The following is a 21,972-nucleotide window of genomic DNA, read 5'->3' as shown; positions in this document are numbered from 1 at the left end:
TCGTGACGAAATAATGTCTAGAATAGTACTATTTGAACTTGGTTTTTCTTATCGTGTACGTACTTCTTCTTGAAAAGAATATGAAAATTATCGTATGATAAGGCTATAAAAGGAAAAAAGGGAGGCACGTACGATGACTGTTACAATTTATGATGTTGCAAGAGAAGCAAATGTTTCAATGGCAACGGTCTCTCGTGTAGTCAACGGCAATCAAAACGTAAAGCCGGCAACACGAAAAAAAGTATTAGAAGTAATTGAACGATTAGAATATCGTCCAAACGCAGTAGCGCGAGGATTAGCAAGTAAGAAAACAACAACAGTTGGCGTGATTATCCCAGATATTGCAAACAATGTTTATGCGGAGCTGGCACGTGGTGTAGAGGATATTGCAACCATGTACCGTTACAATATTATTTTAGCTAACTCAGATCAACATGAAGATAAAGAGCTACAGTTACTGGATACAATGTTGGGCAAACAGGTAGATGGGATTGTCATGATGAGTGATGAAGTGACTGAAAAAATGCAACAAACAATGGATCATTCACCAGTACCAATTGTTCTTGCGGGTTCAGTAGATGAATCACAAACCATTGCAACTGTTAATATTGACTATTACCAAGCGGCTTATGAGGCTATCACATTACTTATTCAAAATGGACATAAGCGAATTGCTTTCGTAACAGGTCCACTTACTTATACGATTAATGGGAAATTTAAGCTTGAGGCTTATAAAAAAGCTTTGCAAGATGCAGGCTTACCTATAGATGAATCCCTAATTGCTGCAGAGGAATCAAGCTATGATATGGGTCTTGAGGCTTGGGAAACATTATCCTCACTGGAAAATCCCCCAACCGCATATTTTGCTGGCAGTGATGAATTAGCAATTGGACTAATTCATGGTGCTCAGGATGCAGGAAAGGATGTACCTGAGGATATCGAAGTAATTAGTTTTGAAAATTCAAAATTAGCACGAATGGTACGCCCACAGCTAACAAGTGTTGCGCTACCGCTTTATGATATTGGAGCTGTTGCTATGCGCTTACTAACAAAACTAATGAATAAAGAGCCAGTTGAAGATGAAGCGGTTATCTTACCGCATCGTATTGAACATCGACAATCTGTCAAAAGTAAATAGTCATTAAGAATCACGTAAATCTTCTTTAGGATTTGCGTGTTTTTTTTGAATGATGGATTGAACTACTGGTATGACGGATAGTAACCTCAAAATGATGGATAGAACTGCTTGTAATGAAGGATAACGGCCTAAAAGTGTTGGATAGAGTGCTAAGTGACATCACAACCAATGAAAAAAAGCCCCACGAGAGGTCGTGAGGCGTATAATACGTTAAACGCGTTTTTCGTTACGAATAATATGTAATGCTTTCGCTAACATTTGCGCATTTTTTTCTTCAATCTCTGCCTTTCGGGGAATTGGCTCATACAAGGGATTCGGATCCTCCCATGTTGGAATAAATGGTACAGGCGCTTCCGGTTGCCAGCGATCTAACCACGCTTGTGGAAGAGGACCTGTTGGCAATTGCTGATCTGTCATTTCTAGCCATAGCATAGCCCATGCGCGCGGCACAACACGCCAAATATCGTAGCCACCACCACCAACTGCAATCCATTTACCACCACAATATTCATGTGCTAATTGATGGGCAAGCTTTGGAATTTCTCTGTAGAGATTTATAGTGCCATATAAATGTGTTAATGGATCAAAATAGTGTGCATCAGCACCATTTTGCGTTAGCACAACATCGGGCTTGAAAAATTCAAAAATTTCCCTCATGGATTTTTCATAGATTTCTAAAAAACTCTCATCCTCTGTAAAAGCATCAATTGGAAAATTGAAAGAAGTGCCATAGCCCTGTCCATTTCCTCGTTCTGTTATATTACCAGTTCCGGGGAAAAGGTAACGTCCTGTTTCATGGATAGACAATGTACAAACACCTGGATCTTCATAAAAGCTCCATTGTACACCATCCCCATGATGCGCATCGGTATCTACATACAGTACACGAGCATTATATTTTTCCTGCAAATAGCGGATGGCCACTGTACTGTCGTTATATATACAAAAACCGGATGCACGACCACGGAAGCCATGATGTAGCCCACCACCTAAATTGAGGGCATGCTCAGCCTTGCCTTCCATAACATAATCGACAGCTGTTAGCGTTCCTCCGACAAGCTGGGCACTTGCTTCATGCATATTCTCAAAAATGGGTGTATCCTCAGTGCCTATGCCATAGCTTTCTCCCTGTGCATCGGAAAGCTCACCATGACCCGCTTTTTTGACAATATCAACATATTTAGGATCATGTGCAAGTAATAATTCTTCCTCTGTTGCTATACGAGCCGGAATAATGTCCACGTCGTCAAGAGCGTCAATATTTTTTAGCAAATCCATTGTAAGCGTCAAGCGTTTATGATTAAAGGGGTGAGTATCTGAAAATTTGTATCCGAGCTGCTCGGGTGAGTATACAAATACTGCCTTTTTCATTGTAATGAAACACCTGGTAAATTAGGCCATAGTACATCAAAGCCCTCTTTACGAAGATCTTCAATCATCGCTAATGGATTGAGAGTTTTCACTCGGACACTTAAAATTTTATTTTGTGTATTTTCAGAGTCAGGATAAACTAAGACGCTTTGGACATTTGCATGATGTTCATGGAATATCTTTGTGATTTCAAATAAAATCCCTGGTGTGTCAGTTACGCGAATTTCAATTTTTGAGCCGGGCTCAGTGGCACCAGTTAATTCAATATAAGTATAAAGTAAATCGGTAGTTGTGACGATTCCAACGAGTTTGCCACCAGAGACAATTGGCAAGCAGCCTACTTTAGATTCATAAAATGTAAGAGCTACCTCCTCAACAAAATCAAGCGGATGACCAACTAGTGGATTTTTAATCATTATTTCTTCCACTTTTGCATTAAATACGGGAGAATTGGGTTCATCCCGCAATGAAGAAGGAAGGGCTTCTTTAATATCTCGTTCTGTGATGACACCAAGAACATGCTGTTCCGCATCTACAACTGGTAAATGACGCACTTTTTTCTCACGCATTAACTTTAGCGCTTCAAGCACTGTATTTGTTGGAGCCAGCGTGTAGGGCTCATCATTCATGATTTCTTCTACGATCATATACGTATCCCCTTTGTGTGGTTTTAATACATGAAGCGATTTCTAAAACGAAGCTTATCAAATCTTTCCATTGTTTCAGGAGGCACACGTTTTCCTTCGCGTGCCATCAGGCAGTTGGCTGGGTGTGAAGTAATTTCGGGATCATCTGTCGCAAAATATTCGAAGCCAGCGGAGCTCATCATTTTCTCCATCATTTTACGATAATCCCAGACATTTAAGCCAGTTCCTTTTAAATCCCAATGCCAATAATATTCAGTAGTGATAACAAGATAGTCTTCCATTTCATCTCCCATAAAAGAAACAGCTAGCAATGCTTTACCAGCACCTGTACCACGATATTCAGGTATAACTTCAATAGCGCCTAGCTCAATCATGTTATCAATACGGTCCTCGGCCCAGCGTTCAAGAGGGTCTGGATAGAGATAGGTGACGTAGCCTACGATAATGTCTTCTTGGCGAATAACGATAATTCGCCCTTCAGGAAGTCCTGCAATTTCAATAATAGCTTGCTGCTGCTGCTTAGGAGGTCTAAAGGCAACCAAGCCTTCATGGAATGAATATGTAGCTAATTTTTCTGGAGGAACAGGTCCTTCCACATACACAGTACCATGCTTTGTTTCCTTTGTGACAGAAAAAAAAGTTTTTTTATGTTCCATAATTACACCACCTGAGTTTAATAATTCCATTATAGCTGATTTCTTGCGGAAAAACGCTTATTTTTGCAAAATATACCTGTATTTTTGGAAAAATAAAAATATTAGGACATTCTTAGTGAATTCGTGTAAAATAGATTTATATTGCATCTGTTATTTAACAGATAAATGTAGTGTGAATAAGAATTTATTTGTTTTTTACTACTCAAACTGTTGTATAACACTTGCTGCATAACGTAATTGTCTTTGGAGAAGGTGGCAAATTTTAAAGGGGGAAAAGTTATTGATAGGATAATTTAAAGTTTGCTTACTAATGTACTAAAGCGATAGCAAAGAAAGGGGTAGTTTCATGGGGATGAAAATGATGGAGAAGTTAAAAGCAATACCTGGGCAACACAATTTACCTAATTACGAGGAAGCGGCAGCAACACATGATTGGGCAGAGACAGAGAAAGGATTTAGTTGGTACGAAACAGGTCGTGTGAATATGGCGTATGAGGCGATTGATCGACATACGGAAACATATCGTAAGAATAAGGTAGCTCTTTATTTCACTGATGGTAAACGAAAAGAGGCTTATTCTTTTAATGAAATGAAAAAGCAAACTAATAAGGCTGCGAATGTTTTAAAATCAGCGACGAATTTAGAAAAAGGGGATCGTTTATTTATTTTCATGCCACGTTCTCCTGAGTTGTATTTTTCATTATTAGGTGCATTGAAAATGGGCGTTATTGTTGGACCGTTGTTTGAGGCATTTATGGAGGGAGCTGTTTACGACCGACTAGCCGACAGTGAAGCGAAAGCGTTAGTGACGACACCTGAATTGCTTGAACGAGTACCTTTAGAAAAGCTTCCTAAATTACAGCACGTCTTTTTAGTAGGCTCTAATATAGAGGAAACTTCACAGATTTTAGATTTTAATAAACGTCTAAAAGAAGCTTCATCTCAATTTGATATTGAATGGGTGGACAGAGAAGATGGCATGATTCTGCATTATACTTCTGGATCAACTGGTGCACCAAAGGGCGTATTACATGTCCATAACGCAATGCTACAACAATATCAATCATCGCAATGGGTATTAGATTTGCGTGAGGATGATATTTATTGGTGTACGGCTGATCCAGGATGGGTAACGGGAACTGCATATGGTATTTTTGGTCCATGGTTAAATGGTGTAACGATGCTTATCGTTGGTGGAAGGTTTTCACCACAGGCCTGGTATCAAGCTATTGAGGATTATAGTGTAACCGTTTGGTATAGTGCACCAACAGCTTTCAGAATGTTGATGGGTGCAGGTAGTGGCATGCTTGAGAATTATGATTTATCTTCTTTACGTCATGTGTTATCTGTTGGTGAGCCGTTAAATCCAGAGGTAATTCGTTGGGGTAGTGAAGAGCTAGGTCATCGTATTCATGATACGTGGTGGATGACGGAAACTGGTGCACATATGATTTGTAACTATCCTTCTATGGATATTAAGCCAGGTTCCATGGGGAAACCATTGCCAGGTATTCTTGCAACGATAGTGGATGATGCTGGGAATGAAGTGCCACCATTTACAATGGGGAATCTAGCAGTTCGTCGAGGCTGGCCAGCCATGATGCGTCAAATTTGGGGCAATCCAGAGCGTTATGAGTCCTATTTCTTAAAAGGTGAATGGTATGTGTCAGGAGATTCTGCTTATATGGATGATGAAGGTTACTTCTGGTTCCAAGGGCGTGTAGATGATGTAATCATGACGGCTGGTGAGCGTGTTGGGCCTTTCGAGGTTGAAAGCAAGCTATTGGAGCATCCAGATGTAATTGAAGCAGGTGTTATCGGTAAGCCAGACCCTGTACGAGGTGAAATAATTAAAGCCTTTGTTTCATTACGTGAAGGCGTTGAGCCATCAGATGCTTTGATTGAAGATATCCGTAATTTTGTCAAGAAGGGGTTATCAGCTCACGCAGCTCCGCGTGAAATTGAATTTAAGGATAAGCTTCCAAAAACACGCAGTGGTAAGATTATGCGTCGTGTGTTAAAGGCATGGGAGTTAAATCTACCAACTGGAGATTTGTCGACGATGGAAGACTAATAGTATCGTTATCAAACAGGAATTTTTTTCAGTCAACGAAAAATTCCTGTTTTTTTACGCTCAACTTTAAAATTATCCTTCTATAAGCGCTTTATATATTTTTTGTTCACCATCTAATTCAATAATCAATGTATAAGTGTTTTGATCATCTGTTGCAAAAATTTCAGTTCCTATGGGTAATTTAGTTGCATAAAAATCTTTAAAAAATAAAGAGGAGGTCGTCGTCTTTTTGATTTCTCCTAATTTATCACTTTTTATGAAATTATCTTGTATGAATTCTGGTTCGGTAACGTTGGTATAGATAAGTTGATTGTATTGAAGGATATCTACCTGTGGGTTTTCTTTCAAAATAGATTTTGCAGTTGGATTGTCTGGTATAGCAGATGAGCACCCTGCTAGTACTAATAAAAACATGAGGTTACATATTAGTAGCTTCAAAATAAAAGTACCCTCCCATTTGGAAATATGTATTTAACAGATTTCTTAAAAAATTTTAATTATTTATACGGTATTAATTTAGTAGGTGTGACAACTATTTATTTAAAAAACATTACCATGCTTAGTATCGGTTATTACTGCAAGATTGTAAGTATTTTGTATTCATCGAGATTATTAAATTTATAAATAAATAAAAATTCAATTGACTTAATAATTATGCAGTCGTATACTAATTTTAACTTATTTCAGAGGTGAGTGTATTGAAAGTAGGAATTGTTGGTGCAACTGGCTACGGTGGACTGGAGCTTATTCGATTGTTACATAATCATAAAGCAGTAGAGCAGATTGAGTTATTTACATCTTCTGAGGAAGGTGTAATTTTTTCTTCTAAGTTTGGGCATCTCGTTCAAATTGCTGATACACCGTTACAAAAAATTGATTATGAAGCTTTAGAGAAATATGATGTGGTTTTTACAAGTACACCTTCTGGGGTGACTAGTGAGCTTTTGCCCCCATTAGTAGGGAAAGGTCCTAAATTAATAGACTTATCCGGTGACTTTCGGTTAAAAGACACTACAAGCTATGAAACATGGTATGGCAAGAAAGCAGCACCGCTGGATATTATTCAGCAAAGTGTTTATGGCTTAACTGAATGGAATGCTGCAAATGTACAACATGCAGCTCTTATTGCCAATCCCGGATGTTACCCTACTGCGGTTCTACTATCCATATTACCGCTAATAAAGGAGCGATTAATCGATCCAAGCTTTTTAATAATAGATGCAAAAAGCGGGATTTCTGGAGCTGGGAATAAACCATCACAGACAACACATTTTAGTGAGGCAAATGAGAATTTCTCAATCTATAAAACAAATTCACATCAGCATATCCCTGAAATCGAACAGGCTATTTCAATGTTTGCAGATGTTCAGACAGCAATAACTTTCAATACGCATTTAGTACCAATGACAAGAGGGATTTTATCGACCTCTTACGCACCGATTATGCCTGGTGTCACAGAGGAACAATTGATTTCTTGTTTAAAAAATACCTATGACAAACATCCATTTGTTCGAATTGTTACGGATGTCAATAGTCTAGGAACAAATCGTGTAAAAGGTTCGAACTATTGCGATATTTTTGTGAAAGTAGACAGCCGAACAAACCGTGCCACGATTGTTGGGGTTATCGATAATTTAGTCAAAGGGGCGGCAGGGCAGGCCATTCAAAATATGAACGTTCAATTTGATTTACCGCAAACAACAGGGCTAGATGTTGTACCGTTCTTTATTTAATATCGTAACCTCATAAAAGTTAGGTTGAAGAAGCCTTCATTTTATAGCATGCAGGAAACTGTATGCTTCTCTTATTTTAAATTTAAGGAGGAATTAGTATATGACACTAATAGCATCAACGAATATTATGAAAAAATTGTCAAGTAAAAATATTGTCTCACCAAAAGGTTTTAAAACAGCCGGTCTACATTGTGGTTTAAAACATAAGAAAAAGGATTTGGCCATATTAGTAAGTGAAGTACCAGCAAGTGTTGCGGGTGTATTTACTACCAACGCTGTGCAAGCAGCACCATTAAAGGTAACAAAGGAAGTTGTGTATACAACTAAGAAAATGCAAGCAATGATTGTGAATTCTGGAAATGCAAATGCATGTACAGGAAAGCAAGGTGTAAAGGATGCGCAAACAATGCAATTCCTAGCAGCAGAGAAGCTTGGTATTGAAGCAAATCTAGTGGGGGTTTGTTCAACAGGTGTTATCGGTGAAATAATGAAAATGGAGCCAGTTACAAAAGGGATTACGCAATTAGAACCAAAGGATGATTTAGAAAGTGCTATTGATTTTGCACAGGCAATAATGACAACTGATACGGTGATGAAAAACACAAGCTATAGTACAACAGTTGATGGTAAGGAGGTTATTATCGCTGGAGTGGCAAAAGGTTCAGGTATGATTGAGCCGAATATGGCAACGATGCTTGGTTTTATTACAACGGATGCGTATATCGAATCGGAAGTATTGCAGAGTGCATTATCCGATATCACAAATTTGACGTTTAATGCTATTACAGTGGATGGAGATACATCAACAAACGACACTGTTGTGGTTATGGCAAATGGTTTAGCAGGAAACGAAGCTTTAACACCTGCACATCCAGATTGGCAAAACTTTTATTATACGTTGAAAACAGTTGCTCAAGATCTTGCAAAGATGATTGCGAAAGATGGTGAAGGAGCAACGAAGCTAATTGAGGTAGAAGTGGAAGGGGCCATATCACATGAAGAAGCACGTAAAATTGCTAAAACGGTAGTTGGTTCACCACTTGTAAAAACAGCCGTATTCGGATGTGATGCCAACTGGGGACGCATAATTGCGGCAGTAGGCTATAGTGGAGCAACTGTTGATCCAGATAAAATTACGATTCAAATCGGTGGGGCAACAATGGTAGAAAACGGCGAGCCCATACCTTTCTCAGAAGATGAGTTGATTCAAATTTTAAAAATGCATGAAGTAAAAATTTATGTGTCACTTGGTTTAGGTGAGGGCAAGGGGCATGCATGGGGATGTGATTTAACTTATGACTACGTTCAAATCAATGCATCATACCGCTCATAAACGTATGGTCATTAAGCTTGGCGGCAGTACGCTAGAAGGCTTAAATGAGACGTTTTTTGAAAATTTTAAAAAGCTTCAAGAAAGCGGGGTAGAGCTTATCATTACGCATGGTGGTGGTCCAGCCATCAACCGTGAACTCGCGGCTCAAAAGGTTGAATCCCATATCTTAAATGGAATCCGTGTCACAAATGAAGCTGCCATTGACATCGTTCAGACAACACTTATTGGAAAAGTTAATCCTGATCTAGTTCATGAATTAACATCAGCAGGCATTACTGCGGTAGGATTAAATGGCTTCGATGGAAAACTATTGGTAGCCGATTATCTTGATAAAGATGTTTATGGATTTGTAGGAGAAGTCAATACAGTTAATACATCCTTGCTAGAAGCATTAATCAATGCGAATATTGTGCCAGTTATTGCTTGTATCGGAGCGAATGAATCGGGTCAGGCACTGAATATTAATGGAGATACAGTTGCTAGTGAAATCGCATTAGCGATCAAAGCAGACAGTCTATTACTTGTCACAGATGTAAGTGGTATTCGTATTCATGATGAATATCAATCACAAGCAACGCCTGCCTTAATCCATCAATGGATTGCAGAAGGACATATTTACGGTGGTATGATTCCTAAAGTCCAAGGAGCCTTAGAATGCTTAAATGCAGGAATTCCATCTGTCCAAATTGTTGGCGAATCTTTAGTAGGAACGACCATTTTAGACAGTAAAAGAGGTTTCACCCCATTGTAGGGATGATTAAATTTAGTAGAATAGGGGCTGATAAGAATGAGTGCTTTATTTGGTAACTATGGCAAGCGCCGTGCCCAAATAGTCAAAGGGCGAGGAACAGTTGTAGAAGATACTGCTGGAAAAAAATATTTAGATTTTACTAGTGGAATAGCTGTAGTAAGTCTAGGTCATGCGCACCCCGCGATTGTGAAAGCGATCCAGGAGCAGAGTGAAAAGCTATGGCATATCTCTAATTTATTTGATATACCAGGTCAAGAGAAGGTTGCACAAAAACTAATAGCCGATACACATTTTTCCTATGCGTTTTTCTGCAATAGTGGTGCTGAAGCCAATGAAGCGGCTATTAAATTAGCCCGTAAGCATACAGGGAAGCATCATATAATTTCCTTTGAAAAATCATTCCATGGGAGAACTTTTGGCGCAATGTCCGCAACAGGTCAGGGCAAGGTACATAATGGCTTTGGACCACTTGTTGGTAAATTTACAATTCTTCCTTTTAATGATGTGAATGCCCTTGAAGCAGCTATTGATGAATCTGTAGCAGCCATAATGCTAGAAATGATTCAAGGAGAGGGAGGCATAAACAGTGTATCTGCGGAATTTGCCGCTGCATTAGCAAAAATTTGTGAGGAAAAAGGAATTCTACTGATTGTTGATGAGGTTCAAACAGGAATAGGACGAACTGGAACAAGATATGCCTTTGAGCAAACAATTTTAAAACCACATATCGTGACATTAGCAAAAGGACTAGGTGGCGGCTTCCCTATCGGTGGTATGCTTGGAACTGCTGAATTATATGACACATTTGGTCCTGGAACCCATGGCACGACATTTGGTGGTAATCCAATCGCGATGAGTGTAGCAGAAACTGTACTAGATCATGTTTTTGATTCCGCATTTTTGCAAAATGTACAGGAGCTATCAGCCTATTTTGTGAATCAGTTAAAGGTAAATCTACCTTCTACTTACACGGTACAGGGCCAAGGTTTACTGCTTGGAATTGGTTGTGGTACTGCAGAAGTGGCGCCATATATTACGGCTGCAGAGGAAAAGGGCTTATTATTAGTAGGAGCGGGACCAAACGTTATTCGTTTATTACCACCATTGACAGTAACAAAAGAGGAAATTGATGAAGCGATTACTATTTTAAAAACAATATTGCCTTAATTATTAAAATTGTTTCATTGAAGAATCTGCTAGTTTAAATCTAGCAGATTCTTTGTGTTGGTTATAGTTTATTGTAGCTGTTTTACCAATGTCTTTACTAGGTCGGGGAGCCAATCATGGAGTTGGCTAAATGTAAAGCCAGCAGCTTCTGCCTTTGCATTTGACATATACCAATCTGCTGGAACTCCATAGGGGGACTGTGAATGCTCATCGCTACCAATTAGCGAAATTCTAGCATGTTTTCCACTAGCCTCTTCAATTAGTCCAATTAAATCCTTTAAAGAAATGGCTCCTGTTGCTGTGGCATTATAAGGACCCTCTATTGGAGAAATACCGGCAAAATATAAAAATGCTGCGGCTTCCTCATCTGTGATGTAACTCATCTTTGCTTCAATATTGGGTAAAGAAATCGGTTCCCCCTTGACAATTCGTTCCACATGAAAGTGTAAACGTTGTGTATAATCGTTCTCGCCCATAACAATTGGAAAACGCACAGCAACAACAGGGAAGGTAGCCTCTTTGAAAAATAGTGCTTCAGCTTGTCGTTTGCCTTCAGCGTAGGAAAAATCTTCACGATTCCCCATACTAATTTCATAATCATAAGGATTAAAATCCTCTTCCGATTTTACATTACCGTCTACCTCGTAAGTGGATAGAGTAGAGGTAAAAACGAGTTTTTTTGTTTTACCTTCTAAAATTTCACATAGTTTTTGAGCTTCATCTGGTGCATAACAAATATTATCAAAGACGATATCCCATGAGGAACTTTCAAGCGCCTGTGCTAACGCTTTGGCATCATCACGATTCACAATTAACTGCTTTACCTGTGCCCCAAAAGGATTACCACTTTGGCCGCGTGTTAATATCGTAACAGTGTGTCCATTTTGAAGACATAGCTCAACAAGCTTTTTTCCAAAAAAACGTGTACCGCCTATTACCAATATGTTCATACTTTTCCACCCCTTATTAGTAGTCCTCTTTATCATGACAAAAATATAGACTTCCTACAATGCAAAAGTGCTTGTAGGAAGTCTATTTATTTAAATATTAGTTTGAAAGCTTCAAAGGATGGGAAAGCTGGCATCATTTTTCAGAAGATGACAAGGCGCTTAATTAAGGCAATTATTGAGTCGGTGTTTCAGGTGGTGGAGTTGTATTACCGTTGTCTCCTCCAGTATTTCCATTCCCGTTGTTTCCAGAGCCATTGCCATTATTTGAGCCATTGCCATTATTTGAGCTGTTGCCATTATTTCCGTTGCCCGTGCCATTGCCGTTATTGCCATTGTTCGAGCCGTTGCCATTACTGCTGGAACCATTGCCATTATTAGATCCATTCCCATTATTACCACCGGTTCCATTCCCAGAGCCATTGCCATTATTGCCAGTACCATCCTCAGGTGGCGTAACTGGAGGAGTTGTTTCTTGATCGCCCTCCTGATCAGGTTCATCCTCACTTCCTCCAGTTGAAACCACATTTGATTGCGGAGAGGTTAAACCTGTGATATCTACTGCAACAACAACGTAGGCTTGTCCACTTGCTACTGTCATGCTTTGGGTTGATTCAAGCACTGAATTGACAAGCGTATGACCACCGTTTGTCACATTATATATTCGGTAACCAACAACATCATTGGAAGAGCCTGACCAAGATAATGTGTTGCCATTAATCGATGCAGTTACTGCTGCTGGTGGGTTGCCATCTGCTGGGAAGTCAACCGCTGAAACAGATGAATTTGATAATGTTGAATTTTTAGGCAGTAGACTAGCAGGGTTACCACCAAGTCGTCCAAGCATGCGTTTTATAAATGCTTGGTTAATACCTGCGCCACCTGGTTTTACAAATTCCGGCGGTGTGCTAGGGAGAGCATTATATGTTTTCCCTTTAATCGTTACAACACTTGAAGAAGCAAGGCTATCATCAGGTTGGGAAGGTAAAAAGACTTTTGCGTTAAACAAATCGGATCGCACAAGTCCAGCGCTAGAACATGCTGCTGAAGGTGCTAAACCAGAAATACCACAGAATGAAGCAGACACAACATTTTTTGGCTGCTTAAATCTTGTTTTAGGGGCTATTAATTGCGGATCAACATCATAGACCGAATTCATTAATGTTCCCCATAGCTTGTTTATACGCACACTAGGCTGCAAATACGTATTGTTAAATGCATATAAAGTTTTTTGTTTATCATAGCCCAACCATACACCAAGTGATACATTTGGGTTATAGCCAACTAGCCATACATCTTTATATTCTTGTGTAGTACCTGTTTTTGCAGCAAAATCGGCAGAGAATTTTAGCGTGTTTTTTGCCATTGTACCTGTTCCCTTAGTTAACACATCTCGAAGCATATCTGTAATGATGTAAGAAGTTTCAGGACTGTAAACTTGGACAGGTTCAGCTTCATGTTTGTAAACGATATTTCCCTCTTGATCCTCAATTCTATCTATCATGTAGGCATCAATGAACTGACCACCATTTGCAAAGGTTGCAAAGGCATTTGTATTTTCCTCTACAGTTGTTCCTATTTCTAATGCGCCAATTCCTGTTGAAAGGTTTGTATAATCATTAGGGGCTAATTTAGTAAAGCCCATTTTTGCTAAGTAATCAGCAGGACGTTTATTAATAATATCATTGTATAAACGTAAGGCTGATAAGTTTTGTGAGTCTGCTAACGCTTCACGTGCAGGAATTAAGCCACGCTCATCACTTGTAATATAGTTTTTAGGACTCCATTTGCCGATAGAGAATTTTACGTCAACTAATGGACTACCTGCGCCGATTACACCATATTCAATAGCTGGTGCATAAACAAGTAATGGCTTCATTGTTGAACCGTTTGGACGGAATGCCTGTGTTGCATGGTTTACTTCAGTTGTTTTAAAGTCACGACCACCTACAAAGCTTAAAATACGCCCAGTAGTATTTTCAATTAAAATACTTCCTACCTGTACTGGCATTTCTACATCTATTTCTTCACCTGTTACAGGATCTTTATCTTTTCCTGTATACGTATGACCATAATATTTAAAGTTCTCTGCTGCTTTTTGCATGGCATCGTACATATCTTTATTGATTGTTGAATAAATACGATAGCCTTTAGAGCGGACATCACGATCTGCTAGAATCTTGTACTTATCTTTTAATTTTTCTTCATTCTTTAAGCGTTCAGGATCAATTCCATCTTCCGCTGCTAGTTTTTCAGCAATAATATCTGTTGCACGACTTTCCAGCTCATATGTTAACCATGGATAGCGGTCTTCTGGGCGCATTTCTGGTGAACGGAAGTCTGCTTTGATGTCATAGTTTAGTGCTGTTTGATACTGAGCTTCATCAATGTAACCTGCATCCTTCATACGATAAAGGACGGTTTTCATACGATCAATGCCGGGTTGAAGTGCTTCTTCACTTTTAAGTACACCTTTATTTGTAAAAGGTGTATAGGCAAAAGGTGCTTGTGGAATACCTGCTATGTACGCCGCTTGAGGTAGCGTTAAATCTTTTGCTTTGACACCAAATATACCTTCAGCTGCCGTCTCAACTCCTGCAATATTTCGCCCTGACGCATTACGACCATAAGGAATAATGTTTAAATAGGCCTCTAAAATTTCATCCTTTGTCATAAAGTGCTCTAATCGCATAGCAAGTAAAAGTTCTTTTGCTTTACGTTCATAGGATACTTCATTTGTTAATACTTGGTTTTTGATAAGTTGTTGTGTTAATGTAGAGCCACCTGTTTGTGTTGCAGAGTTTGTAACATCCTGAAGCAATCCTCGAATAACAGCTTTTGGCACAATCCCATTATGCTCACGGAAGTATTCATCTTCTGTTGCGAGAACGGCATTAATAACATCAGGTGACACATTGTTAAGTGTTGTTTCACGACGATCTAAATCAGTTCGCAATTTCCCAATATAAATATCATTGGCAAAATAAATCTCACTGGTAGAGTCATAGTTAAAAATAAGCTCTCGTAAATCTTTCTTAGAGCGTAACGGTTCTTCTTTTACGAGAGATGCAAAATAGCCGGCACCCACTGAACCGGCAAATACAGTGCCTACCAATGCAAAGACTAAAAATAGTAAAAATAAGTTCCAGGTAACACTACCTGAAATACGTAATCTCTTCATCCATTTTTGTTGAATTAATTCATCGATCTTTGCATTGATTTTCTCAATCCAATCTTTCAATGTATCGACCTCCTAAAATCTTGTTTATTATAGCACATATTGATTTGGCTCGAACATAGTTATTGACAATCAAAAAGAATCGTATAGAATAATGCTTATAGTTTTCTAGTGAAGAAGAGCTTGCAGTAGTTTCTATATTCCCTGTTTAGAGAGCCAGCGGTTGGTGAAAGCTGGTCAAAGTGTAGAGATGAATTACGTGCTTGGAGCTTAGACGTGCGCGCCTGCGATAAAGGCGGTTGAATGAAGTGGAAGATGGATGACATCTTCAAGCTGGGTGGTACCGCGTTAATTTACAATTTAACGTCCCTGCATGCAATTGTTTGCGTGTAGGGACTTTTTTGTTCTCCCTACACGAGATATTAAAACTTAGGAGGAATAAAAATGACGAACGAATTATTACAAGATTTAGAATGGCGCGGTCTGCTATACCAACAAACCGATGCTGAAGGAATGGCTAAACTTTTAGATGAACAGTCGGTTTCATTATACTGTGGTGTTGATCCAACTGCTGATTCTATGCATATTGGACATATTGTCCCTCTTTTAACGCTACGTCGCTTTCAAAAAGCTGGTCACCGTCCAATTTTGTTAGTGGGTGGGGCGACAGGTATGATTGGTGATCCATCTGGTCGTTCAGAGGAACGTCAATTGCAAACGGTTGAACAAATTGATAAAAATGTTCAGGGTATTCGTGGGCAATTAGAGCGTATTTTTGATTTTGCGGAAGATGGCAATGGCGCACAATTAGTGAATAACCGTGACTGGATTGGCAAAATGAACACGATTGAATTTTTACGTGATTACGGGAAATTAATTAACGTTAACTACATGCTTGCGAAGGATACGATTGCATCACGCCTTGATACAGGGATTTCATTTACTGAGTTTGCGTATACTTTAATTCAAGGTATTGATTACAATCATTTATACAACCATTACAACTGTCGTATTCAAGTAGGTGGCTCTGACCAGTGGGGGAATATTACAACAGGTTTAGAAGTGATTCGTAAAACACATGAGGAAGAAACGAAAGCTTTTGGTATAACAATTCCTTTAGTAACGAAAGCAGATGGTACAAAATTTGGTAAAACAGCGGGTGGAGCTGTATGGTTGGATGGCAAAAAAACATCTCCATACGAGTTCTACCAATTCTGGATTAATGCTGCCGATGCTGACGTTGTAAAATACTTAAAAATCTTCACATTCCTTTCTCGAGAAGAAATTGAAGCATTAGCTGTATCTGTAGAAGAGGAACCTCATTTACGTAAGGCACAAAAAGCACTAGCTGAAGAAATGACTCGCTTAATTCATGGTCAAGAAGCATTAGATCAAGCCATTCGCATTACAGCTGCATTATTCTCAGGAGATTTAAAATCACTTTCTGCTGAGGAAATGAAGGATGCTTTTAAAGATGTTCCTTCTATTGAAATGGCAAAAGAAGATAAAAACATTGTGGACTTACTGGTGGAAGCGGCTATCTCACCTTCAAAACGTCAAGCTCGTGAGGATGTCACGAATGGAGCAATTAGTGTGAACGGTGAAAAGGTCACTGATTTAGGTTATGTAATTGATGGGAAGGATCGTTTAGAGGACGCATTTAGCATTGTACGTCGTGGGAAGAAAAAATACCATATGGTGAAGTTTGTTTAATTAAAAAATAATCAAAACCCTGAAAAAGTCGATTTGCCACAGAAATGTGATGCAAATCGACCTTTTTTTATTGTTCAGTTGAGGATTTGGATTAATTATTTTTTCATAATTACTGTACATTCTTAAGTGTTACGTTAATACACCTAGTTTTCCCTGTGCCCTTCAGTTTAAAGGGGATTTTGCTTTAATTACTATTTAAAAAAATTGGAAGTTTTACATCTTCATAATTCTCAGGATGAAGCAATTTAGCTAGCTTTAATGCTCCCTCTAGTAGACGAGGTGATGGGCGACAATAAAGCCATTCCTCCATTACATGAAGTTGTTGTAATTGAACGGCTTGTAGCGCCTGCGCATGAGGACGTTTCAATAAATTTGCTGGTTGAATTCGCTCAAAGGCAACACCTACCCAAGCCATCAAAATATAGTCAGGATTACGTTGTACTACATCTGTCCAATCAGTTTGCACATTAGCTAATGCTACATCCTGAAAACAATTTTGACCACCAGCAATGGCACTAATTTCAGTGAGCCAGTTTAATTTCCCTGCTGTAAAAATAGGATTTGGCCACCATTCCCAATAGAGTGTAGGTCTTTTAGCAACTGTTTGAGCAATGGAACGTAAGTGTTCAATACATTGTAAATAACTCTCAGCTATGTTTTTAGCGCGGTCCTCAACACCACATGCTTTGCCTAAAGTATGAAGATCCTGTGCAATTTCCTCTAAGGAATTAGCATTAAACACAATATGTGGTATATTTCTAGCTTGTAATGCTTCAATATTCTTTTCCATGCCAGGGACACTTAAGGATGCGAGTACAAGATCTGGTTGTAATGCCTCTAATGCATCCATATTAATCGATAAATCTGGTCCGAGCTGGGGCAAGTCTTTCACTGCTAATGGCCAATCAGAAAAATCATCAACACCAACAAGCTGATCCAGCAAACCTAAATACGCTACAAGCTCAGTATTACTAGGACAAATTGAAATTAAACGCATATTCCTTTACCCCCATTGTTTTTAAGAAAAGTATAGCGAGTATAGGCGATACGCACAATGAGCAAATACTTCAGGGTTTTTTCGAGCTCCCTTGAAAAGCTCCCCTTCAACATCCGCTGTGGCTTTAGGTCAACACGATGTTGATCCCTCCAGAATGTAATGATCTTTGCCTGAGTTTCTCTATTTTAACGGACGTTTGTATCCTGCTGAATAGGGGGAAAATTGTATTCATCTCGTTGTCTATAGAGGTGGGAGTATTATGTACCTAATGCTTCGCTTTCAGTATATAAACATTTTTTGCTGTCGCTGCGCTTTCACACAGTAGATGCTGAATCGAGATAAAAAGGTATGCCTGCAAGAGACATACCAAGTAATTGTTTTTATGAAAGTGCAACAGCTTCCAGTGATTCTTCTTTTTTCGTTACTGGACCCATTGCATTTGTAATAATTTGTTTAATATCTTCTAACGTTGCTTTACGTGGGTTTGTTGCAGCGCATACATCTAACATTGCGTTTTTCGCTAAAATTTCAATATCTTCGTCCTTTGCACCTAACTCACGGAAGCCACTAGGGATATTTAAATCATTTGATAATTTTTCAATAGCTTCAATCGCCTTTTCAGCAGCATCACGTTTACTTAGGCCCTCAACATTTTCACCTAATAACTCAGCAATCGTTGCAAAGCGTTCAGTACGAGCTGTTAAGTTGAAGCGGCAAACATGTGGCAATAAAATGGCATTACATACACCATGTGGAAGGTTATAGAAGCCGCCTAGTTGATGTGCAATGGCATGTACGTAACCAAGTGAAGCATTGTTAAATGCCATACCCGCTAAAAATTGAGCATACACCATCTGTTCACGTGCTTCTAAATCCGCACCATTTGCATAGGCACGCGGCAAATATTCTGGAACTAACTGAAGTACCTTTTCAGCACATGCATCCGTAATTGGTGTTGCATTTGTCGACACAAATGATTCGATTGCGTGTGTTAAGGCATCTACACCAGTTGCCGCAGTTAGAGCAGGAGGTAAGCCAATCATTAACTCTGGATCATTAATAGACAAAAGCGGCGTAACATGTTTATCCACAATCGCCATCTTCACCTTACGAGCAGTATCCGTGATAATCGTGAAACGAGTCATCTCACTAGCTGTACCAGCAGTCGTATTAATTGCGATTAATGGTACTAGTGGGTTTTGTGATTTGTCAACGCCTTCATAATCATGAATACGTCCACCATTCGAAGCAATAAGTCCGATACCTTTCGCTGCATCGTGGGCACTACCTCCTCCAAGAGAAACGATAGAATCACAGTTTTCTGCATGATACACTGCAATACCATCTTCAATGTTCTGATCTGTTGGATTTGGTTCTGCCTTCGGGAAAATTGCTACATCAATTCCAGCTGCTGTAATGATGCTAGCAATTTGTTCAGAGAGACCTAATTTGTGTAAGCCCTCATCTGTTACGATTAATGTCTTTTTCACTTCTAAATCATTTAAGCGTTTACCAACTTCTTGAATTGCTCCAGGTCCAAATAAGTTTGTTTTCGGCATTACAAATTGCTTTAGAACGTCTGACATATTTCCAACCCCTTTAAAAAAATTGTTATTGCTTGAATGATGGTGAACCATCTTTCGAAATTCATCGTATTCTATTTTTTATGAAAGTTCAACTCATATTTTTGATAAAATATCCCCGTTTTACCAAGTTATTATTTTACAAAAAAAGATGAACCTTTTTAATTATGGCTGAACAATTGGGTTGCCTAGGAATATTGATTTTAATACGCTTTTTAAATGTTTTTTTATAAAAATAAAATATATTTTTGAGGAATTGGTTCTAAAATCAAGCTCAAATACATAGTAAATAACTGATATTTTATATTGATTATAATGATAGTGTTTAAGTTGTTTTTCCTTATACAATTACTATTTTAAAGTACATAAAATTGTCATTATTTAGATGATTTAATGGTTATTTTTTTGAGCTTTGAAAGTTGTAGTCAATGCAAGTAGTAAATATAGAACAATTGTATAGAGGAATAATCCACACATATAGAAAATTGCTGTTGTATTTGTATGAATAGGGGGATTTCCACTATGAGCGTTGGTATGGTATTCCTGTTGTTTAAAGCCAAACCAAATACCTATTAATGGTAGAATGAATAATATAACCGCAAATAGCGTCTTTTTATGGAAAATGAGCCTCTTTAGATTTTCTCTGAAAAGCTTTGAAAACGTGCAGGGGTGTTCAAAAGGTTTATTCCTATCAAATGGCACAATGAAAAAAGTCATTAGCCCACTATAAATTAAGATCAGTATAACTAATTCATCAAGCTTCATATTATCCTCCTTTTACTTCGGATATTTCCTACAGTTGACTTCTTTCAAACAAAAAAGATCCATTACCTTCTTAAAAAAGTTCCGTTTATAGATATTTTAGCAGGGATTTTTAAATTTTCATTGAATATTATTTCAATGAATATATTTTTAATGAAGGAGTGTTGACTATGTCATTGCGACATGAACAGAAGGAGCAACGAAAGGCCGTTATTTTAACATCTGCACTGGATTTATTTATACGGAAGGGATATGGGGAAACAAAGGTTGCAGATATTGCCAAAGCTGCTGATATGAGTATGGGATTGCTTTTTCATTATTTCGACTCTAAGGAAAAACTTTATGAAGAGCTTATTCGGATAGGCTGTGAACGACTTAAAATGGATTTTCACTTTACTGATGAATCACCCTTAGACACGTTTAAGGTAGTTGTTGAGGAGTTATTTAAAATGATTTGTACAAATCCATCAGCTGCAAAAATGTTTGTATTGATGGAAAATGCCCAGCATCTAGAACACTTGTCAGAGGATTTAAAGGAAATGCTTTCTGAAGCAGACAAATTGATAAAAAGGAGTATCCCTTTAATTGAAAAGGGACAATTGTTAGGTGAAATCAGGCAAGGGAATCCAGAAGCCCTTGCTATATCATTTTGGTGTTCTATACAAGGAATTGCTCAATATATTGCGCTACATCCAGAAACGCCTTGTCCTAATACTATGTGGATTATTTCGATACTTGAAAACAAGGAGGCTAATTGAAGATGAAAACATCCCTTAGAAACATAATGATCTTTATTGTTGTTGTGTTACTGTGTGGTTGGTTTGGTGTGTTAGTGGATAAATTGATTCCAGAGCAGCCTCAGGGAGATACTCTTGGTATGGGAATTTGGCTCATATCTCCGTTGCTTGCAACCATTCTGTTACGTTTCTTTGCAGGAGATGGCTGGCGGGATATAGGTTTATTGCCTAATTTTAAGGGCAATTTAAAATGGTATGTCATTGCACTTTTCATTTATCCAGCGGTCACAACTTTAGTACTGTTAATTAGCTATGTATTCGACTGGATGGACTTTTCAGCCTTTAATCTAAGCACTGTATTATCTGTGTTTCTTAGTGGATTACTTATTCAATTCATTAAAAACTTTTTCGAGGAATCCGTATGGAGAGGTTATCTGACAAGTAAGCTTTCAAATTTAAAGGTGAATGATTTTTGGCTCTATCTAATTGTTGGTGGTGTTTGGGGTGCATGGCATATCCCGTACTTTCTTGTGTTTTTATCAGAGAGTGATATCATCAGTGTACTTCCTGTCAATAGATGGATATTTACAATAATAGGTATCGTCACGATGATTTGCTGGACAGTGATGTACACAGAAATTTACTTAATGACAAGGAGTATATGGCCGCTTGTCCTTATGCATATGACTGAGGATGCACTTGTTAATCCACTTATTCTCGATGGCTATATCAAACTTGCTCAGGGAAAAGAATTTCTTGTTTCCCCATCTGCAGGGATTTTAACTACTTGTCTATATCTCATAGTTGGATGGTTATTGCGGGGGAAACGAAAAAAACTGAGGAGCGGGTATGGAGTAAAATCTACAGTAATAGGTAATGATCAATTTTCAAAACGGTAATTATCTTATATATCACATAATAAAATAGATTAGACGAGTCATAAGTTGAGGTAAACTTCATATTTGAGTGTTGCGATTTTTTAATTGTCGAATTTAATAACCTATGAGCATAAAACTAAATAAACATCAAAAGCCCAAGATAAATTTTTGAACTGCATCTCGAAAGTTTTACATCTAAGATGCAGTTCAATGTGTTTGCTTGGGTTTTTCGATTTATGTAGTTACCTCTTATAAATATTTAATTGCTTTGTTTGTATATATTTACTATATCCCTTTTTATACGTAA

Annotated in this window: 17 protein-coding genes and 1 other annotated feature; of the genes, 9 read left to right on the top strand and 8 right to left on the bottom strand. The window is 38.3% G+C overall.

Features of this window, described 5'->3' with window-relative positions:
• Nucleotides 1–133: 133 nt before the first annotated feature.
• Complete coding sequence (ccpA, locus tag AC2CGN_RS10965) at nt 134–1,138, top strand: catabolite control protein A (RefSeq protein WP_049667456.1); 1,005 nt, start codon at nt 134–136, stop codon at nt 1,136–1,138.
• A 210-nt stretch (nt 1,139–1,348) separates the two neighbouring features.
• On the opposite strand, the gene AC2CGN_RS10960 is transcribed toward ccpA, so the two are convergent.
• From AC2CGN_RS10960 to AC2CGN_RS10950, 3 genes are read right to left on the bottom strand one after another with little or no spacing between them, the layout of a single operon-like run.
• The gene (locus AC2CGN_RS10960) at nt 1,349–2,509 is read right to left on the bottom strand and encodes an acetoin utilization protein AcuC (protein ID WP_484513838.1); all 1,161 of its coding nucleotides are present in this window, start codon (nt 2,507–2,509) and stop codon (nt 1,349–1,351) included.
• Nucleotides 2,506–3,156 carry an acetoin utilization AcuB family protein gene (locus tag AC2CGN_RS10955; RefSeq protein ID WP_286924656.1) on the bottom strand — a complete coding sequence of 217 codons (651 nt, stop codon included), beginning with the start codon at nt 3,154–3,156 and terminating at the stop codon, nt 2,506–2,508. Before AC2CGN_RS10955 ends, AC2CGN_RS10960 begins: the two co-directional genes overlap by 4 nt.
• 23 nt (nt 3,157–3,179) lie before the next feature.
• Nucleotides 3,180–3,812 (bottom strand): GNAT family N-acetyltransferase, encoded by a 633-nt coding sequence (locus AC2CGN_RS10950; protein ID WP_286924655.1) that lies wholly within the window; start codon nt 3,810–3,812, stop codon nt 3,180–3,182.
• A gap of 346 nt (nt 3,813–4,158) precedes the next feature.
• On the opposite strand from AC2CGN_RS10950, the gene acsA reads away from it, so the two are divergent.
• Nucleotides 4,159–5,886: an acetate--CoA ligase gene (gene acsA, locus AC2CGN_RS10945; protein ID WP_484513836.1), complete on the top strand. Its 1,728-nt coding sequence runs from the start codon at nt 4,159–4,161 to the stop codon at nt 5,884–5,886.
• 72 nt (nt 5,887–5,958) lie between these two features.
• Here the strand turns inward: acsA and AC2CGN_RS10940 are convergent, their stop codons facing one another.
• A complete protein-coding gene (locus tag AC2CGN_RS10940; RefSeq protein ID WP_286924654.1) occupies nt 5,959–6,300 on the bottom strand; it encodes a hypothetical protein in 342 nt (113 codons plus the stop codon).
• A gap of 284 nt (nt 6,301–6,584) precedes the next feature.
• Between AC2CGN_RS10940 and argC the strand changes: the two genes are divergently transcribed.
• The 4 genes from argC (at nt 6,585) to argD (ending at nt 10,870) form a co-directional block, all read left to right on the top strand.
• On the top strand, nt 6,585–7,619 hold the full coding sequence (gene argC, locus AC2CGN_RS10935; RefSeq protein ID WP_484513834.1) for an N-acetyl-gamma-glutamyl-phosphate reductase: 1,035 nt from the start codon (nt 6,585–6,587) through the stop codon (nt 7,617–7,619).
• 100 nt (nt 7,620–7,719) lie between these two features.
• Nucleotides 7,720–8,952 carry a bifunctional glutamate N-acetyltransferase/amino-acid acetyltransferase ArgJ gene (argJ, locus tag AC2CGN_RS10930; RefSeq protein ID WP_286924652.1) on the top strand — a complete coding sequence of 411 codons (1,233 nt, stop codon included), beginning with the start codon at nt 7,720–7,722 and terminating at the stop codon, nt 8,950–8,952.
• Nucleotides 8,915–9,703, top strand: a complete 789-nt coding sequence (gene argB / locus AC2CGN_RS10925; protein ID WP_429982753.1) for an acetylglutamate kinase — start codon at nt 8,915–8,917, stop codon at nt 9,701–9,703. Before argJ ends, argB begins: the two co-directional genes overlap by 38 nt.
• Before the next feature lie 36 nt (nt 9,704–9,739).
• A complete protein-coding gene (gene argD, locus AC2CGN_RS10920) occupies nt 9,740–10,870 on the top strand; it encodes an acetylornithine transaminase (RefSeq protein WP_484513832.1) in 1,131 nt (376 codons plus the stop codon).
• 68 nt (nt 10,871–10,938) lie between these two features.
• Here the strand turns inward: argD and AC2CGN_RS10915 are convergent, their stop codons facing one another.
• Both AC2CGN_RS10915 and AC2CGN_RS10910 read right to left on the bottom strand, forming a co-directional pair.
• Nucleotides 10,939–11,820 carry an NAD-dependent epimerase/dehydratase family protein gene (locus tag AC2CGN_RS10915; protein ID WP_484513830.1) on the bottom strand — a complete coding sequence of 294 codons (882 nt, stop codon included), beginning with the start codon at nt 11,818–11,820 and terminating at the stop codon, nt 10,939–10,941.
• A gap of 172 nt (nt 11,821–11,992) precedes the next feature.
• Entirely contained in the window at nt 11,993–15,058 is a 3,066-nt protein-coding gene (locus AC2CGN_RS10910; RefSeq protein ID WP_484513828.1) for a transglycosylase domain-containing protein, read from the bottom strand.
• A gap of 102 nt (nt 15,059–15,160) precedes the next feature.
• Nucleotides 15,161–15,369: a binding site (T-box leader), on the top strand.
• A 70-nt stretch (nt 15,370–15,439) separates the two neighbouring features.
• On the opposite strand from AC2CGN_RS10910, the gene tyrS reads away from it, so the two are divergent.
• Complete coding sequence (gene tyrS / locus AC2CGN_RS10905; protein ID WP_484513826.1) at nt 15,440–16,708, top strand: tyrosine--tRNA ligase; 1,269 nt, start codon at nt 15,440–15,442, stop codon at nt 16,706–16,708.
• Between the two features lie 184 nt (nt 16,709–16,892).
• On the opposite strand, the gene AC2CGN_RS10900 is transcribed toward tyrS, so the two are convergent.
• Both AC2CGN_RS10900 and AC2CGN_RS10895 read right to left on the bottom strand, forming a co-directional pair.
• Nucleotides 16,893–17,705, bottom strand: a complete 813-nt coding sequence (locus AC2CGN_RS10900; protein WP_484513825.1) for a cobalamin-binding protein — start codon at nt 17,703–17,705, stop codon at nt 16,893–16,895.
• Between the two features lie 380 nt (nt 17,706–18,085).
• Nucleotides 18,086–19,291: an iron-containing alcohol dehydrogenase gene (locus AC2CGN_RS10895; protein ID WP_286924646.1), complete on the bottom strand. Its 1,206-nt coding sequence runs from the start codon at nt 19,289–19,291 to the stop codon at nt 18,086–18,088.
• A gap of 929 nt (nt 19,292–20,220) precedes the next feature.
• On the opposite strand from AC2CGN_RS10895, the gene AC2CGN_RS10890 reads away from it, so the two are divergent.
• Nucleotides 20,221–20,808 (top strand): TetR/AcrR family transcriptional regulator, encoded by a 588-nt coding sequence (locus AC2CGN_RS10890; RefSeq protein ID WP_484513822.1) that lies wholly within the window; start codon nt 20,221–20,223, stop codon nt 20,806–20,808.
• Between the two features lie 2 nt (nt 20,809–20,810).
• A complete protein-coding gene (locus tag AC2CGN_RS10885) occupies nt 20,811–21,686 on the top strand; it encodes a CPBP family glutamic-type intramembrane protease (RefSeq protein WP_484513820.1) in 876 nt (291 codons plus the stop codon).
• Nucleotides 21,687–21,972 lie beyond the last annotated feature (286 nt).

It is taken from the genome of Lysinibacillus sp. DFXJR4, from assembly GCF_057196045.1.
This window is presented reverse-complemented; position numbering and strand designations above follow the sequence as displayed.

Excerpts from the sequence above, each read along its gene's own strand:
- ccpA (WP_049667456.1), top strand. The coding sequence starts at position 134 with ATGACTGTTACAATTTATGATGTTGCAAGAGAAGCAAATGTTTCAATG.
- AC2CGN_RS10960 (WP_484513838.1), bottom strand. The coding sequence starts at position 2,509 with ATGAAAAAGGCAGTATTTGTATACTCACCCGAGCAGCTCGGATACAAA.
- AC2CGN_RS10955 (WP_286924656.1), bottom strand. The coding sequence starts at position 3,156 with ATGATCGTAGAAGAAATCATGAATGATGAGCCCTACACGCTGGCTCCA.
- AC2CGN_RS10950 (WP_286924655.1), bottom strand. The coding sequence starts at position 3,812 with ATGGAACATAAAAAAACTTTTTTTTCTGTCACAAAGGAAACAAAGCAT.
- acsA (WP_484513836.1), top strand. The coding sequence starts at position 4,159 with ATGGGGATGAAAATGATGGAGAAGTTAAAAGCAATACCTGGGCAACAC.
- AC2CGN_RS10940 (WP_286924654.1), bottom strand. The coding sequence starts at position 6,300 with ATGTTTTTATTAGTACTAGCAGGGTGCTCATCTGCTATACCAGACAAT.
- argJ (WP_286924652.1), top strand. The coding sequence starts at position 7,720 with ATGACACTAATAGCATCAACGAATATTATGAAAAAATTGTCAAGTAAA.
- argB (WP_429982753.1), top strand. The coding sequence starts at position 8,915 with ATGACTACGTTCAAATCAATGCATCATACCGCTCATAAACGTATGGTC.
- argD (WP_484513832.1), top strand. The coding sequence starts at position 9,740 with ATGAGTGCTTTATTTGGTAACTATGGCAAGCGCCGTGCCCAAATAGTC.
- AC2CGN_RS10915 (WP_484513830.1), bottom strand. The coding sequence starts at position 11,820 with ATGAACATATTGGTAATAGGCGGTACACGTTTTTTTGGAAAAAAGCTT.
- tyrS (WP_484513826.1), top strand. The coding sequence starts at position 15,440 with ATGACGAACGAATTATTACAAGATTTAGAATGGCGCGGTCTGCTATAC.
- AC2CGN_RS10900 (WP_484513825.1), bottom strand. The coding sequence starts at position 17,705 with ATGCGTTTAATTTCAATTTGTCCTAGTAATACTGAGCTTGTAGCGTAT.
- AC2CGN_RS10895 (WP_286924646.1), bottom strand. The coding sequence starts at position 19,291 with ATGTCAGACGTTCTAAAGCAATTTGTAATGCCGAAAACAAACTTATTT.
- AC2CGN_RS10890 (WP_484513822.1), top strand. The coding sequence starts at position 20,221 with ATGTCATTGCGACATGAACAGAAGGAGCAACGAAAGGCCGTTATTTTA.
- AC2CGN_RS10885 (WP_484513820.1), top strand. The coding sequence starts at position 20,811 with ATGAAAACATCCCTTAGAAACATAATGATCTTTATTGTTGTTGTGTTA.